19 protein-coding genes are annotated in these 15,490 nt (G+C 73.3%); 15 read left to right on the top strand and 4 right to left on the bottom strand.

Translation table 11 applies throughout. The annotated features are described in order from the left end of the window. Positions 1-80: 80 nt before the first annotated feature. Positions 81-458 (top strand): STAS domain-containing protein, encoded by a 378-nt coding sequence (locus tag ACH4S8_RS42620; RefSeq protein WP_398404268.1) that lies wholly within the window; start codon positions 81-83, stop codon positions 456-458. Between the two features lie 294 nt (positions 459-752). On the opposite strand, the gene ACH4S8_RS42615 is transcribed toward ACH4S8_RS42620, so the two are convergent. After that, on the bottom strand, positions 753-1,184 hold the full coding sequence (locus ACH4S8_RS42615; protein ID WP_398404266.1) for a MarR family winged helix-turn-helix transcriptional regulator: 432 nt from the start codon (positions 1,182-1,184) through the stop codon (positions 753-755). Between the two features lie 198 nt (positions 1,185-1,382). On the opposite strand from ACH4S8_RS42615, the gene ACH4S8_RS42610 reads away from it, so the two are divergent. The 6 genes from ACH4S8_RS42610 to ACH4S8_RS42585 all read left to right on the top strand — a co-directional run bounded on the left by ACH4S8_RS42610 (position 1,383) and on the right by ACH4S8_RS42585 (position 7,326). Next, positions 1,383-2,558 carry a PP2C family protein-serine/threonine phosphatase gene (locus ACH4S8_RS42610; RefSeq protein WP_398404264.1) on the top strand — a complete coding sequence of 392 codons (1,176 nt, stop codon included), beginning with the start codon at positions 1,383-1,385 and terminating at the stop codon, positions 2,556-2,558. A gap of 176 nt (positions 2,559-2,734) precedes the next feature. Beyond that, positions 2,735-3,634: an STAS domain-containing protein gene (locus ACH4S8_RS42605; protein WP_398404262.1), complete on the top strand. Its 900-nt coding sequence runs from the start codon at positions 2,735-2,737 to the stop codon at positions 3,632-3,634. Further along, the gene (locus ACH4S8_RS42600; RefSeq protein WP_398404260.1) at positions 3,631-4,044 is read left to right on the top strand and encodes an STAS domain-containing protein; all 414 of its coding nucleotides are present in this window, start codon (positions 3,631-3,633) and stop codon (positions 4,042-4,044) included. Before ACH4S8_RS42605 ends, ACH4S8_RS42600 begins: the two co-directional genes overlap by 4 nt. A gap of 47 nt (positions 4,045-4,091) precedes the next feature. Beyond that, a complete protein-coding gene (locus ACH4S8_RS42595; RefSeq protein ID WP_398404308.1) occupies positions 4,092-4,487 on the top strand; it encodes an anti-sigma regulatory factor in 396 nt (131 codons plus the stop codon). Beyond that, positions 4,484-5,557, top strand: a complete 1,074-nt coding sequence (locus tag ACH4S8_RS42590; RefSeq protein ID WP_398404258.1) for a SpoIIE family protein phosphatase — start codon at positions 4,484-4,486, stop codon at positions 5,555-5,557. Before ACH4S8_RS42595 ends, ACH4S8_RS42590 begins: the two co-directional genes overlap by 4 nt. Further along, entirely contained in the window at positions 5,554-7,326 is a 1,773-nt protein-coding gene (locus tag ACH4S8_RS42585) for a PP2C family protein-serine/threonine phosphatase (RefSeq protein WP_398404256.1), read from the top strand. The genes ACH4S8_RS42590 and ACH4S8_RS42585 overlap by 4 nt, the downstream gene beginning before the upstream one ends. Positions 7,327-7,428: 102 nt before the next feature. On the opposite strand, the gene ACH4S8_RS42580 is transcribed toward ACH4S8_RS42585, so the two are convergent. Both ACH4S8_RS42580 and ACH4S8_RS42575 read right to left on the bottom strand, forming a co-directional pair. Then, positions 7,429-7,905, bottom strand: coding sequence for a MarR family winged helix-turn-helix transcriptional regulator (locus ACH4S8_RS42580; RefSeq protein ID WP_398404254.1), 477 nt, complete (start codon positions 7,903-7,905; stop codon positions 7,429-7,431). Positions 7,906-8,140: 235 nt separating this feature from the next. Next, positions 8,141-8,551, bottom strand: coding sequence for an ATP-binding protein (locus ACH4S8_RS42575; protein WP_398404252.1), 411 nt, complete (start codon positions 8,549-8,551; stop codon positions 8,141-8,143). Between the two features lie 462 nt (positions 8,552-9,013). Here ACH4S8_RS42575 and ACH4S8_RS42570 point away from each other — a divergent pair, with 462 nt between their 5' ends. Then, positions 9,014-10,228 carry a phosphatidylserine/phosphatidylglycerophosphate/cardiolipin synthase family protein gene (locus tag ACH4S8_RS42570; RefSeq protein ID WP_398404250.1) on the top strand — a complete coding sequence of 405 codons (1,215 nt, stop codon included), beginning with the start codon at positions 9,014-9,016 and terminating at the stop codon, positions 10,226-10,228. 81 nt (positions 10,229-10,309) lie between these two features. Here ACH4S8_RS42570 and ACH4S8_RS42565 read toward each other — a convergent pair whose 3' ends face one another. Further along, positions 10,310-11,014, bottom strand: a complete 705-nt coding sequence (locus tag ACH4S8_RS42565) for a GAF and ANTAR domain-containing protein (protein WP_398404248.1) — start codon at positions 11,012-11,014, stop codon at positions 10,310-10,312. A gap of 199 nt (positions 11,015-11,213) precedes the next feature. Here ACH4S8_RS42565 and ACH4S8_RS42560 point away from each other — a divergent pair, with 199 nt between their 5' ends. The 7 genes from ACH4S8_RS42560 (at position 11,214) to ACH4S8_RS42530 (ending at position 15,378) form a co-directional block, all read left to right on the top strand. Then, on the top strand, positions 11,214-11,474 hold the full coding sequence (locus ACH4S8_RS42560; RefSeq protein ID WP_398404246.1) for a WhiB family transcriptional regulator: 261 nt from the start codon (positions 11,214-11,216) through the stop codon (positions 11,472-11,474). A gap of 111 nt (positions 11,475-11,585) precedes the next feature. Continuing rightward, positions 11,586-12,020, top strand: a complete 435-nt coding sequence (locus tag ACH4S8_RS42555; protein ID WP_398404244.1) for an ATP-binding protein — start codon at positions 11,586-11,588, stop codon at positions 12,018-12,020. A gap of 110 nt (positions 12,021-12,130) precedes the next feature. Then, positions 12,131-12,541, top strand: a complete 411-nt coding sequence (locus tag ACH4S8_RS42550; RefSeq protein ID WP_398404242.1) for a hypothetical protein — start codon at positions 12,131-12,133, stop codon at positions 12,539-12,541. 90 nt (positions 12,542-12,631) lie between these two features. Continuing rightward, positions 12,632-13,075 (top strand): cell envelope biogenesis protein OmpA, encoded by a 444-nt coding sequence (locus ACH4S8_RS42545; RefSeq protein ID WP_398404240.1) that lies wholly within the window; start codon positions 12,632-12,634, stop codon positions 13,073-13,075. Positions 13,076-13,231: 156 nt separating this feature from the next. Continuing rightward, on the top strand, positions 13,232-13,612 hold the full coding sequence (locus ACH4S8_RS42540) for a MauE/DoxX family redox-associated membrane protein (RefSeq protein WP_398404238.1): 381 nt from the start codon (positions 13,232-13,234) through the stop codon (positions 13,610-13,612). Further along, complete coding sequence (locus ACH4S8_RS42535; RefSeq protein ID WP_398404236.1) at positions 13,609-14,076, top strand: peroxiredoxin; 468 nt, start codon at positions 13,609-13,611, stop codon at positions 14,074-14,076. The genes ACH4S8_RS42540 and ACH4S8_RS42535 overlap by 4 nt, the downstream gene beginning before the upstream one ends. A gap of 354 nt (positions 14,077-14,430) precedes the next feature. Next, complete coding sequence (locus tag ACH4S8_RS42530; RefSeq protein ID WP_398404234.1) at positions 14,431-15,378, top strand: TauD/TfdA dioxygenase family protein; 948 nt, start codon at positions 14,431-14,433, stop codon at positions 15,376-15,378. The last annotated feature ends 112 nt before the right edge of the window (positions 15,379-15,490 follow it).

Here is a 15,490-nt window from a genome sequence, read left to right as displayed (position 1 = left end):
CCGTTGACCTGCTCACCGGCGTACCCCAGCGCCGGATCGATCCCGACGGGTCAGCTCCCCCTCGACCCTTGGAGGTAACCGTGCCGGCCGAAGAGGCTCCTGTGTCCATCGACGCGACCGTGTACGGCGAGGACATCGCCCTGGTCACCGTCGCCGGGGAGCTGGACGTCGAGACAGCCCCCGAGCTGCACCACCGACTGGCCGACCAGATCCGCGGCGGCCGGCGGCACCTGCTGCTCGATCTGTCGGCGGTCCCCTTCATGGACTCCTCCGGCATCAACGCCCTGCTCAAGGCCCACGACGCCGCCGGACGCGCGGGGGGCGGCGTGTGCCTCGTGTCCCCGTCGGGGGTCGTCCAGCGCGTTCTGGATCTCACGGGCGTCAGCCTCGCCATCCCGTCGGTGGACGACGTGGACGCCGCGCTGGTCCGCATGGGCGAGGGGACGGCCCGCCACTAGGGAGGCCGGGGCTCGGCATCCCGGCAGGCGCGGCGCGTCCCATCGGCGGACCGGCCGAGCCCCGGACCCGCCGGGCCCGCGCAGGGCCCGGTGCGGAAGCACATGGGCAACAGTTGCCATTTGACAACTATGAGCATGAGACAACAGAGTGATCGCCTCACAGAAGGAGAGTGATCACCCCGGACCGAAGAGAGGAACCGAGATGGCGCAGCGCGCGAGACCGGCCGCCCCCGTGCGGCGACCGCGGCACACCGGCCCGCGACGACCGGTTCCCGGTCCGGGCCGCCGCGCCGTTCAGGCCGAGCGGACGCCGATCTCGTCACCCTCGTGCAGCTGCGCCGCCGCGGCCGCACAGAAGGCCGACAGCCCCTCCACGAGCGCCGCCCGCCCGGCGGCCGGCATCTGCTCGAGGACCGCCTCCACGGCGCGCTCGCGGCGCTCGCGCAGCTCCGCGAGGAAGGTCCGGCCCCTGGGGCTGAGGAACAGCCGGAGCTCCCGGCGGCTGACGTCGCTCGGCGTCCGCTCGACGAACCCGACGGCCTGGAGCCGGTCGCAGAGCCTGCTGGTCGAGGGAGGCGTGGAGCCGAGCGCGTCGGCGAGGGTCCGCAGATTGATCCCCTCGTCGTGTTCCAGGATGAACATGACCCGAAGCTGTGAGGCGGAGACGGGTGCCGTCGAGGCGCGCCCCCAGAGGATCTCCAGCAGCTCGGCCGCCTCGGCGGTCACGCGAGCCACCTCACCGGGGTGCGGACGCGGGCCGGAAGAAGTCACCGTCCAACTCTCCCAGTCTTCTCTGGCGCTGTCAGCCTACGGAGGCGACAAGAGGGGCAAAACAATGGATAACGACACCCGCGCGTGTTGGACCGGCTCGCCCGGAGCGTGGACCCGGCATCGTACTAGTCGAAGAATGGCCTATCCGACATCGTGAACAGATTCGTGGTCGCGGAGCGCGCCTTGCGCACCGCGGCACCCCACCAGTTGCTGGACGCCGTCCGTGACGTGCTGTGCGGTCACTACGCGGCCGATTCCGTCGAGCTCTTCATGGCCGACTACGGGCTCACCGTGCTCCAGCCCGTGTCGGTGCTTCCGCACACCCTGGAACCCATTCCGGTGCACACCAGTCCCGAGGGCCGCGCCTTCGGGGCCCAGGAGCCCTTCGTCGAGGAACGCGGCGAGGAGGCCGTACGCGCGCACCTCCCGGTGACGGTGCGCGGCGACCGGCTCGGCATCCTGTCCGTCACCCTGCCCTCGGCGGACTGCGACGAGGAGACGCTCACCGAACTCGCCGACATCGCGGAGGTACTCGGCCACGAGGTGCTCGTGGCCGAACGGGACACCGACCTGTATCTCCAGGCACGCCGCAAGGACCGGCTGACGCTGGCCGCGGAGATGCAGTGGCAGCTGCTGCCCGGCCGCTCCTGCTCCCGGCCCGAGTACGAGCTCGGCGCCCAGCTGGAACCCGCGTACGCCATCTTCGGCGACAACTTCGACTGGTCGGCCGACGCCGCCCGGCTGTCCCTCTACGTCACGAACGGGATGGGCGAGGGCATCGAGGCGTCGCTGCTGACCAATCTCGGCATCAACGCCCTGCGCAACGCGCGCCGGGCCGGCATCCCCCTCCACGACCAGGCGGCGCTGGCCGACCAGGCGATCTACGCCCAGTACCGGGGCGACCGCTATCTGTCCGTGCTCATGCTCGACTTCGAGCTGGCCACCGGCCGGATGCGGGTCATCGACGCGGGGTCGCCCCAGATGCTGCGGCTGCGCGGCCGGACCGTGGAACGCGTCGACTTCGAGGCCCAGCTGCCCCTCGGCATGTTCGAGGAGACCGACTACCGCGTGCAGGAGTTCCGGGTGGAACCCGGCGACCGGCTCCTCTTCGTGAGCGACGGCGTCCACGCCGTCGCCGGACCGGGCGGGGAGAAGTACGGGGAGAAGGCCCTGGCCATGGCGATCACCTCCACGCGGCTGCTGCCCGCGACGGAGGTGCCCCGCGCCGTCCTGAGGGAGCTGACCGGCCACCGGGGCAGGCCCAGGCCGGAGGACGACGCCCTGGTGGTGTGTCTCGACTGGCACGGGCCGTCGGACGACGGGCAGTAGCCCGATCAGCAGCCCCGAAGGGCCGGGCCCGGGCGTCCGGGCCGGTCCCGCGCCGCCCTCTCCCCGGGAAGAGGGGGCGCCGTACGCACCGGGACCATGACTACAGTTGTCGTACGACAAGAAACCGTGCCGGGCGGCGGAGCCCGGCACGGTGCACGGACTGAGGAGAAGGACACGTGGCGGACCACCGGACAGCGGTACAGCAGGAGTCGCCGGCGCAGGAGGTCGGCGCGTTCCTGCGCCGTCGCAGTGAGCAGATCGCCCAGCGCTGGGCCGACGAGGCGCTGTTCCGCACCGTTTTCACCGTCTCCCGGGACGAGGCCGTGGAAGCGGGCCGGGTCGTCGTGGAGGCGCTCGCCGCGGTCGCGGCCGCGGACCGGGCCGAGGACCTCGGAGCGGCCGGATTCGCCACCGTGCGCGAACAGCTGGGACGCATGGCTGCCTCCCGGGCACGCGCGGGCGCCGCTTCCGCCCAGATAGCCGACGAGGTGGCGGCGCTGCGTCCGGCGGCCTACGAGCTGCTGAGTGCCGACCTCGCCGACGGGCCCCGCGCGTTCGCCGAGGCCTGCGCGGTCACGCTCACCGCGCTGCTGGGCACGCTCCGCCTGGTCGTCCTGGAGACGGCGCTCAGCGCCGGGCAGGAACTCATCGACCGGCAGCGCCTCCAGCTGCTGGAGGTGGCCACACCCGTGATCAAGCTGTGGACCGGTGTGGTCGCCGTCCCGCTGATCGGCACCCTCGACAGCGCGCGCAGCCAGGTGGTGATGGAGAGCCTGCTCGACGCCGTCGTCAGCCAGCAGGCCCGGTTCGCCATCCTCGACATCACCGGTGTGCCGACCGTCGACTCCCTGGTCGCCCAGCATCTGATGAAGACCGTGGCCGCGGCTCGCCTGATGGGAGCGGAGTGCGTCGTCTCCGGCATCCGGCCCGCGATCGCGCAGACCATCGTCCACCTCGGCATCGACCTGGGATCGGTGGTCACACGCGCCAGCCTCGCCGACGCCCTCGCGTACGCCCTGCACCGGCAGGGCATCGCCGTCGTCGACCAGGACCGCACCGGCCCGAGCACGCGGTGAGCGCCCCGGTCCCCGGCTCCTCGAGTCCCCATGTCCCCGTTCTGAAGATCGGCGACATCCTCCTGGTCACGCTCCAGGGCGACCTGCACGACGAGGCGGCCGAGGAGCTGCAGCGCAACATCGGCGAGGCCGTCGCGGCCAGTTCCGCCGGCGGTGTGGTCATCGACATCTCCGGGGTCGAGATCGTCGACTCGTTCCTGGGGCGCGTGTTCGCCGAGGTGGCCGCGCACGCGAAGCTGCTCGCCGCGCAGACCGTGGTCGCGGGCATGCGCCCCGCCGTCGCCATCACCCTGGTCGAACTCGGCCTCACCCTGCCCGGGCTGCGCACCGCGCTCGACACCGACGAGGCCATGCGCCTGCTCGCCTCCACTCCCCTCCGCCTCAGCCCCGTACGCCAGGAGAGCCCGTGACGGACACTTCCGGCAGTGTCACCGCCTCCTTGCCGATCCGTACCGACATGGATCTCGCGTGGGTGCGCCAGCACGTGCGCCAGGCGGCCGCCGGGCTCGGATTCGGACTCGTGGACCAGACCAAGCTGGTCACCGCGGCCAGTGAACTCGCGCGCAACACACTGGTGCACGGCGGAGGCGGCCGGGTCGAGTCCACCGTCCTGGAGGCGGGGGCCGCCCAGGGGCTGCGCCTGACGTTCTCCGACGAGGGTCCCGGCATCCCGGACGTCGAACGGGCCCTCGGCGACGGCTACACCTCCGGCGGCGGTCTGGGCCTCGGCCTGGGCGGAGCCCGCCGCCTGGTGCACGAGTTCTCCATCGACTCCCGTCCCGGCGAGGGCACGGCAGTGACCGTCATCTGCTGGACCGCGGGTGCGCCGCGGCCGCGCAAGGAGAGCCGATGACACGCGTCTGGGACGTACCCGTCCACGACTCGACCCGGATCCGGGACGTCCGGGTCGCGGCCGAGGCCGCCGCCGAGCACACGGGACTCGGCCGCGACCGCAGCGCCGTCGCCGCGCTGGTCGCCACCGAGCTGGCCACGAACCTGCTCAAGCACGGCGGCGGTGGCCGGATGCTCATCGACACCGTGCACGCCGACCTCGCGCTCCCCGGCACCGGGCTGGGCCCGGCCCTGCAGATGGCCGCGATCGACCACGGCCCGGGGATCGCCGACCTCGCGGCCGCCTCGCGCGACGGGTTCTCAACGACGGCCTCGCTCGGCGCGGGGCTCGGCACCTGCCGGCGCGTCTGCGACCACTTCGAGGTGCACACCGTGCCGGGCCGGGGCACCGTCGCCCTGGCCCGGGTCCACGCGGTCCGCAGGGACCGGGCCGGGCACCGCTCCCCCGGCGTGAGCGCCCCGGTCCGCGCGGGAGGCATCAACATCCCCCTCGCGGCCGCGGAGCACTCCGGCGACGCCTGGGCCTGTGTCCGCTCCGGCGACCTGGTCACCCTGCTGCTCGCCGACGGCCTCGGCCACGGCCCCGCCGCCGCGGAGGCGTCCGGGGCCGCCGTCGGAGAACTGCGCCGGCTCGCGCATCTGCCGCCGGCCGAACTCCTCGGCGCGCTGCACCCGGCGCTGCACGACACCCGGGGAGCCGCGGTCGCGGTGGCCCGGCTCGATCTCGTGACCCTGCGCCTCGACTTCGCGGGGATCGGCAACATCGGAGCCCGGCTGCGTACCGGCGACACCTGGAGTCCGCTGCTGTCCCACCCCGGGATCGTCGGCGCCCACCGTCCTGCGCGGCTGCCGCACAGCAGCCTGCCGTGGACCCGGGACAGCCTGCTCGTGCTCCACAGCGACGGGCTGCCGAGCCGCTGGGTTCCCCCGCCCCTCGCCCACCTCACCACCTCGGACCCCGCCGTCACCGCCGCCGTGATCACGCGCGATTCCAGCAGTGCCGCCCGTCCGGCGCGGGACGACACCACCGTGGCCGTGCTGGCCCCCACCCCGCAGGATCACCGAACATGACCCGTACCTGGCAGATCACCACGGTCGACGACGCCGCCCGTGCCCGCGTCGCCGCCGCCCGGATCGCCGCGGCGCACGGCGTCTCCACGGTGGAGCGCACCCGCCTGGTCACCGCGCTGAGCGCGCAGCTGCGGCAGTGTCTGGTCAAAGGGGGCGGCTGGCGCCTGACCCTCCGGGCGACCGGGTCCACGGGCGAGCGGTGTGCCGGCCGGCTGACCGTCACACTCGGCGCAGAGGCGAACGGGGCGGAGAGCGGCCCGAGTTGGCAGGCGAGCGTGGGCACCACCGAGCCGGGCCGGAGCGAGGCCGGCCGGGCCGAGCACGGCCCGGTCCGGGTGCCGCGCGGCCGGGCGGCTCTCGCCGACGCCCTGCTCGGCGCCGACGAGGACACCTCCCGGGTCCTCGACAAGCTCGCCGAACAGGAGCAGTTGGTCGCCTTCCACCGGGAGGAACTGCACCAGACCAACCAGGGTGTGCTCGCGCTGCACGCGGAGCTCGACGCGGCCGGCCGGGTCCAGCGCGAGCTGTTCGGCGCCGAACGCCGTGCCCGCACCGAAGCCGAGAGCGCCCGGCGCAGACTGACCTTCCTCGCCGACGCCAGCGCGGCCCTGACCGCCTCGCTCAACCACGAGGAGATCCTGGGCCATCTGCCCCGGCTGCTCGTCCCGGACTACGCCCGGAGCGTCGACGTATGGCTCTTCGCCGCCGACGACAAGGCCCGCAGGCACACCACCCGTCCGGCGGCCGCCGTCGCCGCCGCCCGCACCGGCCGCCCGCAGTACGCCGCCGACCATCCGGGCCGGCTGCCCGGGGTCGACGACCTGCCGCCCTCGGTGCTGAACCCGCGGCAGCCGCTGCTGTGCATCCCGCTGCCGAGCCGGCACACGCCCCTCGGCGTCGTGACGCTGACCCCGCCGCGGGAGCGGTGGAGCGCGGACGACGCCGTGATGCTCGTCGAACTCGCGCGCAGGACGGGCATCGCGGTCGACCACGCGCAGCGCTTCGAGCACAACCGCGACATCGCCGAGACCCTGCAACGCGCCCTGCTCACCGACCTCCCCGCCACACCCTGGCTGAGCCTGGCGGCACGCTACCTCCCCGCCACCCACGGTCTGAACATCGGCGGTGACTGGTACGACGCGTTCCGGCAGCCCGACGGGGGTCTGGTCGCCGTCATGGGCGACGTCACCGGCCACGGGCTGCACGCGGCCGTCATGATGAGCCAACTGCGCACCGCGCTGCGGGCGTACGCCGTCGACGGCGGCACACCCGGACGGCTGCTCACCCGCCTGCACGCGTTCCTGCACCACCTCCAGCCCGACCTGTACGCCACCGCGGTCATCGCCCGGTTCCACCCGGACGAGCCCGAGGTCACCTGGGCCGCCGCCGGGCATCCGCCGCCGGTGCTGCGCGCCCCGGACGGCGAGGTGCGGGTCCTGGACGCCAGACCCGGCGCGATGCTCGGCATTCCGCTGCACCAGGAGATCCGCGACCACACGGCGCGGATCGCGCCGGGATCCACCCTCGCGCTGTACACGGACGGTCTGGTGGAACGGCGGAGGGAGGGCATCGACCCGGGCATCCGGCGGCTGGCCGGGGCGCTCTCCGCCGAGCGCGCGGCCGATCTGGACAGCGATCTGGAGGGCGCCGCGGACCGGATTCTGGACCCGATGCTGCGCGACTCGCAGCGCGACGACGACGTGTGTCTGCTGCTCGTCCACCTCGGCGGCGCGGAGCGGCACGACGGCCCCGGGAGGCCGCCCGTCTGACGGCCCGCGCCCGGCGCACCTCGTCCGACATGCCGTACGGCACATCTCGTCCGACACACCGCGTCCGACATGCCGCGGGGCGGCGCGGACCGGGTTCCGTGCCTACTCGTCCGTCCGGCGGTCGGCGGCCGTCGCACCCCGTGCCGCCCGGAACGCGCGCAGGCCGTCCTCCAGTGAGGCCCGCTGGAGCGGGGTCATCGCCGCGAGCACGGCCGCCAGGTCCAGGGTCCGCCGCGCACCGATCTCCGCGAGCACCCTTCTGCCCTGTGGTGTGAGGAGCAGGCTCAGGGCACGCCGGCTGTGGGAGTGCGGAATCCGCTGCAGCAGGCCGGCGGCCTCCAGCCGGTCGCAGAGACGGCTCGCCGCGGGCAGGGTGGTGCCGACGCTCTCGGCCAGGTCGGTGAGGGTGGCCGCGGGGCGGCGCGCGACGGCCTTCAGGGCCTTCAACTGCTGTGCGGACAGCCGTGGGACGACCGACCGACCGGCCGAGGTCCACAGCTCCACCAGATCTTCGACGGCGTCCGCCAGCCGTCGGGCGACCGCCTCGGGACGGGGGTCGGTACCCCCTGCGCGGTCCACGTCCGCGTCATCCGTCACGGGTCGTCACGCGCTTGCCGGGGCTGTGTTCCGCACGCCCGCGCCCGCCGTTCGGACCGAGAGCCTCGCGGCGCGGCGGGAGACCCTCGCCGTACGGACGGGCAACCCCGCCCCACGGACGGGGAATTCCGTCGCGGCCGGCGGTCGCAGCTGAATCGCGGATGATGCTCGTTCCCTCGGAATCGTCAGAAGCGGGAAAGGGCGACGTCGGGACGTGTCAGAACGGCACGACGGCGCGAACGGTCTTGCCGTCCGGGCGGGACAGCACGGTCAGTTCGGAGGACAGCCGGCACACCAGCGGCCAGCCGAGGCCCCCCTGTCCGGTCAGGTCGAGACGTCGGGGACGCGGCGGCTCGGGGTCGTCGTCGGAGACCGAGATCCCCACTCCGTGGCCCATGTCCCTCAGGTCCAGGCCGCAGAGCCGGCCGCGCGCGTGCCGGACCACGTTCGTCACCAGCTCGGAGACCACGAGCATGACGGACTCGGCGGCTTCTCGTGGCACCGTGCGCGGCAGGTCTCCGAGGAACGTGCGGACCAGCCGCCGGGCGTGCACAGCGGCCTGCGGATCCCTCTCCAGCCTCGCGCCGAGACCGGGGCCGAAGTCGCAGGGCGGTTCGACGGTGGTCATTCCTTCGCCTCCCTTGCCGTACGTCCCGCCCCTGCGCCGCACCGCGGCGCCCTCCGTACAGGTCCGGTGCTCCGGGCGGGCTGTCCCCCCTTCTTCCCGGAGCGCGGTGGCCCATGTCGCGGGTTCCCCCACCTTCACACCGCGGTCACACGAGCCCCGTCGCGGGCGGCACCGCGAGGTGACGGGCGGAGCCGCCCGGCCGGTCGAAGCCGTGGGGCGAAGGGGGACTGCCGCCGCGGATCGGGGGCACAAGGTCACGCGTCCCGGGCCACCTGCGGGTGGTCCGGCGACATCGCTCCCGTGGCGGTCCCAGGGGACAGGGCGACTCCTGGGCCGGCACGGTCGAGCGGCCGGGGTGGTGGCTCTCACCGGGCAGGGCCGACGGGGCCACCACCCCGGCACTGCGCCTGGCCCGCCCGGGGCGACGAGGCGGAACGCGGAACGGACGACAGGAGGCGGCGGATGTCCCGGACCGGCACGGCACGGGTCGAGGCGGACGGAACGGTGGACCCGAAGGAGGCTCGACGCCGCAAGCAGCGGTTCCGCAGACGTCTGGAGCGGCTCATCGGCATCGCGGCCACCGAGGGGAACGAACTGGTTCCCCTGCGCAACGGCGACCGGATCTTCGCCGCGATGCTCGGCGCGGTGCGGTCCGCCGAGCACACCATCGACATGATGACGTTCGTCTACTGGCGCGGGGAGATCGCCCGCGAGTTCGCGGCCGCCCTGTCCGAACGGGCCCGCGCGGGTCTTCGCGTACGGCTGCTGCTGGACGGATACGGCGCGAAGCGGATCGAGGAGAACCTGCTGCGGTCCATGACCGCCGCCGGTGTCCAGGTCGCGTGGTTCCGCAAACCGCTGTGGCTCTCGCCCCTGAAGCAGAACCACCGCTGTCACCGCAAGGCGCTCGTCGTCGACGAGCACACCGCGTTCACCGGTGGCGTGGGCATCGCCGAGGAGTGGTGCGGTGACGCCCGCGGCCCCTCCGAGTGGCGGGACACCCACGTCGAGGTGCGCGGGCCCGCCGTGGACGGCATCGCCGCGGCGTTCGCGCAGAACTGGGCGGAGTGTCACGACGAGCTCTTCGACGACCGGGACCGCTTCACCGGGCACGGTCGGCCGGGCACGGCCACCGTGCAGGTGGTACGGGGATCGGCAAGCTTCGGCTGGCAGGACATGCAGACCCTCGTCCGGGTGATGCTCGGCTCCGCCGAGGAACGCTTCCGTCTCGCCACCGCCTACTTCGCCCCCGACGCCTATTTCGTGGACCTGCTGTGCGCGACGGCGCGCCGCGGTGTCCGGGTGGAGATCCTGCTGCCCGGTCCGCACACCGACCAGCGGGCCTGTCAGCTGGCCGGCCAGAACCACTACGGGACGCTGCTGGCCGCGGGCGTCGAGATACGCCAGTACCAGCCGACCATGCTCCACACCAAGATCATGACGGTGGACGGGGTGGCGTCCCTCGTCGGTTCCACCAACTTCAACCGCCGCTCGATGGAGCACGACGAGGAGGTCATGCTGGCCGTCCTCGACGAGACGTTCACCGCCGCCCTCGACCGGGACTTCGACGAGGACCGGGAGAACGCCGTGGGCATCGATCCGGACCGCTGGCGGCGCAGGTCCCCGGTCCAGCGCGCGAGGGAGCTGGCCGTCGCACCGGTGCGCCGCTTCCTCTAGGGCCGCCGGGGCGGGACCGGCGAGGCGTCCCTCGCACCGTTCCGGTCCCGAGGCAGGACCGGAAAAGGGCGGCTCGGGCGGTCAGCGGGGCCGCTCGCCGGTCTCGCAGACCTTGCGGGCGACCTCCCGCAGTTTGATGTTGTGGTCCTGGGAGGCCTTCTTCAGCACGGCGAACGCGTCCTCCTCGGCGAGGCCGTGCCGCTCCATGAGGATGCCCATCGCCTCACCGATCTCGTGGCGGGTCTCCAGGGCATGGCCGAGCTGCTGGTGCGTACGGGCCGAGGACAGGGCGACCGCGGCGTGCGAGGCCAGCACCCAGCCGGCGCTCTGGGCCGACGCGCCGAACATGTCCGGACGGCGCGAGTACACGTTGAGGGCGCCGAGTTCGTCGTCGTCGGTGAACAGCAGGAAGCCCATCATGCTGCCCATGCCCAGCTTTCTGAGTTCGGGCGCGAAGCGGGCCCACTTCGGGTGCGGCCGGCGCAGGTCCTCGATGGCGTAGAGCTGCTCGCGCTCGGTCACCGCGTCGAAGCACGGGCCCTCCCGCAGGTCCTGCTGGATCCGGTCCGCCTTGCGCACGATGTCGCTGGTCGCGGCCAGCGCGCTGACCTCGCCGCGGCGGACCGTGAGGATGCCGCTCTCGTCGCAGCCGTTGATCAGCACCGTCGCGTGCTCCACGATCCGGTCCAAGGTGGCCTGCACCGAGTCCTGGGCGAGCAGGTCCCGTGCCATGTCCGCCAGGGCGACGGCAAACTTCTCCCAGACCTCGCCGGACTCCTGTGCCATGGGCCATCCGTTCATCCGCCAAACGAAACCAGCCTTCGTCCGGGGTCCCATTTTGCCACCCCGGCCCGTCCCCGCCCCGTACGGCCGTCCCGGTGTCCACGGGATGTGCACGACTCTCCTGTTTCATCCGGCGGATCAAGGGTGACCCGGGAAGGGACCGGATTCCGGAGAACACGTCCGACTCGATCAGGAGGTTCACATGGAGAACTGGCGCGAAGGCGCGTCCTGCCGCACCGTCGACCCCGATCTGTTCTTCCCCGTGGGCAGCACCGGCCCCGCGCTGCTCCAGATCCAGGAGGCGAAGGCGGTCTGCGGGGGCTGCCCGGTCCGCGAGGAGTGCCTGCGCCAGGCCCTGGACACGGGTCAGACCGTCGGTGTCTGGGGCGGTACGAGCGAGGCGGAACGGCGCGCGCTGGCACGCCGCCGCTCCCGTCGGCGCTCCCACGACACCTCCGCGTAGACCAGGGCGGGGCAGCACCGGGCCTCGTCACGGGGCCGGGTTCGGACACGGGTGACCGGATCGCGGCGCAGCGAGGGACATTCCGCCGACGAGATCCGAACGAAGGACACGATGGAGATCGACCCGAGCCGGAACAGGAAGCCGTCCTTCGAGGAACTCGGCACGCTCACCAGCGCGTTCGGCGGCGAGCTGCGCAACGTGACGGACGCGCGGCTGGCCGCGGACGGCTTTCTGCGCGTCCTCGCGCGAGCGACACCGCCCTCGGCGCCCGAGCACTGGGACGACATCCTGCTGGTGGTCACCGAACTCGCCGCGAACACGGTCCAGTACGCTCCGGGCCCCTTCGAGCTCCGGATACGTCCCACCGTCGACGGTGTGCACGTGACGCTCCACGACAGCAGCACCACCGCGCCCGCCCCGCGCCGCTTCCGCCCCTCCCAGGGCGGGGGCGGCGTCGGCTGGCATCTCATCCACGCGCTCTGCGACCAGGTCAGTGTGATCGTGCGGCCCGACGGCAAGGACGTCCACGCGTTCCTGCCCTGGTGACGGGACGCGTCCCGAGGCGGCGCACACCGGCCCGGAGGTGTCGTTCCGCGCGGCCCGGGCACCCGGTCCCGGTGCGGGAAGCCGTTCCTTGGAGGGATCGAGGTGGAGCGTTGAGTCCGGAGCGGGAACCGTCCGAACGTGAACCGTCCGAACGCGAGCACGCCGTGTGGGACCGGGTGCGCCGCGCGGCCACCGGGATGAACCACCACCAGGCGAAAGCGGCCCTCGGCGCCGCGCGGAAGGCCGTGGAGGACACTTCGGCCGATGGCGGAACGACGGCCGACACGCGGACGGAGGCGGACGAGTGGGAACGGATCACCGACGCTCTGGCCGACCACGCCGGACCGTACGACCCCGCCACGGACCCCTTCGTCCAGGGGCAGCTCGCCGCCCGCTCCCACCGCGCGCCGCCCGCGCGTGAACATCCGTGCGACATGACTGGCCGTCACCCCTCCCCCGATGTCAGTGCTTTGCGGAACAATGCTGGTCAGCAGGAACGTCACCGCACCGGTGCCGCGTGATCCCGTCCGTCCGTCGAAAGGCCGCCCGCACATGACGCCGACCTCGCACCTTCGTGCCGTGCCGCGAGCGCCGATCGGAGGCCGGTGACCATGGTGCGGCCGCTGCCTCGCACGCGCGCCCCGCTCGGCCCCGAGGACGCCGAAGTCCTGCGTCTGATCACCCAGCGGCGGTTCCCCGTCCTCCTCACCGTGCATGCGAACGGCCGCCGCCGGTACGGCTATTGGCTTCCGTTCGATCCCTCGACGGGACGCGGCGGCTGTTACGTCGCCCTGCCCACCGACGAGTGCGACGCGCTGCACGCCGCGGGCCGGATCGTGCTCGGCGCCCCGCTCGTCGACCCCGCGAAGACCACGTACGCCGTCCAGTCGGCGGCACGTACCACCGCCACGGGCCGGAGCGAGCCGACCCGCCGGACGGAGAGGGCCGACCCGGCCCAGGTGATCGGCCGGACCGGGACGACCGGCCGGACCGAGGTGAGGGGGAGCACCGAGGCGGTGGAATCGAGCGTCTTCCGGGCTGCTCTGACGGCCTGACGGCCCGCCCGGCGCGCGAGGCGCGGGCGGGGCGTCCGGCCTGCGTGTCCCACCCGCGGACGGACGCGTCCCGCCGAGAAGGCCGAGGCGTCCCGCCCGTACCACCAGCACCTACTCTGCAGTAATATCCGCGGCAGGCCCCCTGGAGGAGGAACCTTGCCACGGCCCGAACGATCACCCCTGCTGCTCGCGGGCCTTCTGGCCACCGCCGGCGTCGCCCACTTCGCCGCACCACGGCAGTTCGACGCCATCGTCCCGCGCGCTCTGCCGGGAGCGCCGAGGACCTGGACGTACGCGAGCGGCGCCGCCGAACTCGCCCTGGCGGCAGGGGTGGCACTCCCCCGGACCCGCCGGGTCGCCGCGCTCGCCACCGCCGCGTTCTTCGTCGGGGTCTTCCCCGCCAACGTGCAGATGGCCGTGGACTGGCGCCGCCGCCCCGCACCGCTGAGGGCTGCGGCCCTCGCCCGGCTCCCGCTCCAGGTGCCGCTCGTACTGTGGGCGCGCGGAGTCGCCCGGTCCGGAAAGGGACAGTCATGACATCTCAGGTGAACGTGGGCGACCGGGTCGAGGACTTCACGCTGCCGGACGAGACCGGGGCGACGCGGAGCCTGTCCGAGCTGCTGGCCGAGGGGCCGGTGGTGCTCTTCTTCTACCCCGCCGCCCTCACGGCCGGCTGTACCGCCGAGGCCTGTCACTTCCGTGATCTGGCCACCGAGTTCACGGCCGCCGGCGCGCGGCTGGTCGGGATCAGCGGTGACGCGGTCGACCGGCAGCAGGAGTTCGCCGACCGGCACACGCTCGGCTACCCGCTGCTCTCCGACGCCGACGGAACCGTACGGGAGCGGTTCGGGGTGAAGCGGGGCTTCACCCTCGCCCCCACCAAGCGGGTCACCTTCGTCATAGGGAAGGACCGCACCGTCCTGGAGGTGGTCCGCAGCGAGCTGCGGATGAGCGCCCACGCCGACCGGGCCCTCGCCGCGCTGCGCGAACACAAGGGCTGAGGGCCGGGACCTCCGGAGGCCGGCCGTCCACGGCCTCGACGCGGCGAACGGGTCCCACCCGCGTGCGAACGCAGTGAACGGGCCCCGCCCCTATGCGGATGGAGGGCGGGCCCCGCTCACTGCGCCCCATTCTCGGCACGGCCCGCGTCCGCCGACAGGGAGTGCGGCCCGGTGACGTGGGGGACACCGGACACACCCCGTGTGCGCGGCGCGCGTCCCGTGTGCGCCCGTGCATCCCGGGGCACTCGGCCGGCCCCTGCCCGCGCTCGTTCCGGCGGGCGAGGCGGCCTGTCGGGTGCCGGGCCGAGCGGTCATGCTGGAGCCGACGAGACGGACGCGAACCACGGAGGCCCCATGACGGACCAGGTCACATCTCTCGAGGTGAAGCCGGCGGCGGGACACATCGGTGCCGAGATCACGGGAGTCGACCTGGCGGAGCCGCTGACGGACGAGGCCGTGGCCGCGGTCCGGGCGGCGCTGCTGCGCTGGAAGGTGCTGTTCTTCCGCGGCCAGCGGCTCGATCACACCTTGCACGTCGCCCTCGCGCGCCGGTTCGGGACACCGGTCCGTCTCCGGTCCCGGGGCAGCGCCTCGCCCGAGGCCTTCCCCGAGGTCGAGACGACCGCCGACCGCCTCGAGCTGGGCGGGCGTTACGGCATGGACCACGAGGAGTGGCTGCGCAGACGCCGTCACTCGCTGCTGCGCGGCTGGCACTGCGACCACGGCGCCCGGGTCGATCCCCCGGCCGCGACGATTCTGCGCGCCGAGACCGTACCCCCGTACGGCGGCGACACGACCTGGTCGAACCTGGCCGTCGCCTACGCGGGTCTGTCGGCCCCGGTGCGCGCCTTCGTCGACACCCTGCGCGCCGAGCACCGGCTCGGGGTCGGGTACCAGAGCCGGCCCGGCGACGACGCGTACGTCCGGCATCTGCTGGACCGCCAGATCGCCACCGACCACCCGCTGGTACGGGTGCACCCGGAGACGGGCGAGCGGGTGCTGTTCGTCAACGGCTACTACGTCGAACAGATCCTCCAGGTGTCCCGGCCGGAGAGCCGGGCGCTGCTGGACCTGCTGCTGGAGCAGGCGACCCGGCCCGAGTACACGGTCCGCTTCCGGTGGGAGCCGGGCAGCGTGGCCTTCTGGGACAACCGGGCCACCATTCATCTGGCGCCGAGCGACACCGCCCACCTCGACCACCCCCGGGTCATGCACCGGGTGATGCTGGCCGGTGATGTCCCGAGGGGGGTGAACGGTGAGCCGTCGGCGCCGATCGTGGGCAGCGAGCCCGGCCTCTGGTGAGCCGCCCGGCCGCGCGTGAGCCGGGTGCCGGGTCCGCCCGGATACCGGGTCCGCCCGGATACCGGGTCCGCCCGGATACCGGGTCCGCCGGGAACCGGACGGGTCCGGATGC

Source organism: Streptomyces sp. NPDC021080, assembly GCF_044333225.1.
GTDB lineage: Bacteria > Actinomycetota > Actinomycetes > Streptomycetales > Streptomycetaceae > Streptomyces.
Note: the sequence above shows the minus strand (reverse complement) of the source record. Positions and strands in the feature narration are given on the sequence as shown.

Bases quoted from the DNA above. Each gene is read 5' to 3' on its own strand.
- ACH4S8_RS42595 (WP_398404308.1), top strand. From the start codon at position 4,092: ATGGATCTCGCGTGGGTGCGCCAGCACGTGCGCCAGGCGGCCGCCGGG.
- ACH4S8_RS42590 (WP_398404258.1), top strand. From the start codon at position 4,484: ATGACACGCGTCTGGGACGTACCCGTCCACGACTCGACCCGGATCCGG.
- ACH4S8_RS42585 (WP_398404256.1), top strand. From the start codon at position 5,554: ATGACCCGTACCTGGCAGATCACCACGGTCGACGACGCCGCCCGTGCC.
- ACH4S8_RS42575 (WP_398404252.1), bottom strand. From the start codon at position 8,551: ATGACCACCGTCGAACCGCCCTGCGACTTCGGCCCCGGTCTCGGCGCG.
- ACH4S8_RS42570 (WP_398404250.1), top strand. From the start codon at position 9,014: ATGTCCCGGACCGGCACGGCACGGGTCGAGGCGGACGGAACGGTGGAC.
- ACH4S8_RS42565 (WP_398404248.1), bottom strand. From the start codon at position 11,014: ATGGCACAGGAGTCCGGCGAGGTCTGGGAGAAGTTTGCCGTCGCCCTG.
- ACH4S8_RS42560 (WP_398404246.1), top strand. From the start codon at position 11,214: ATGGAGAACTGGCGCGAAGGCGCGTCCTGCCGCACCGTCGACCCCGAT.
- ACH4S8_RS42555 (WP_398404244.1), top strand. From the start codon at position 11,586: ATGGAGATCGACCCGAGCCGGAACAGGAAGCCGTCCTTCGAGGAACTC.
- ACH4S8_RS42545 (WP_398404240.1), top strand. From the start codon at position 12,632: ATGGTGCGGCCGCTGCCTCGCACGCGCGCCCCGCTCGGCCCCGAGGAC.
- ACH4S8_RS42535 (WP_398404236.1), top strand. From the start codon at position 13,609: ATGACATCTCAGGTGAACGTGGGCGACCGGGTCGAGGACTTCACGCTG.
- ACH4S8_RS42530 (WP_398404234.1), top strand. From the start codon at position 14,431: ATGACGGACCAGGTCACATCTCTCGAGGTGAAGCCGGCGGCGGGACAC.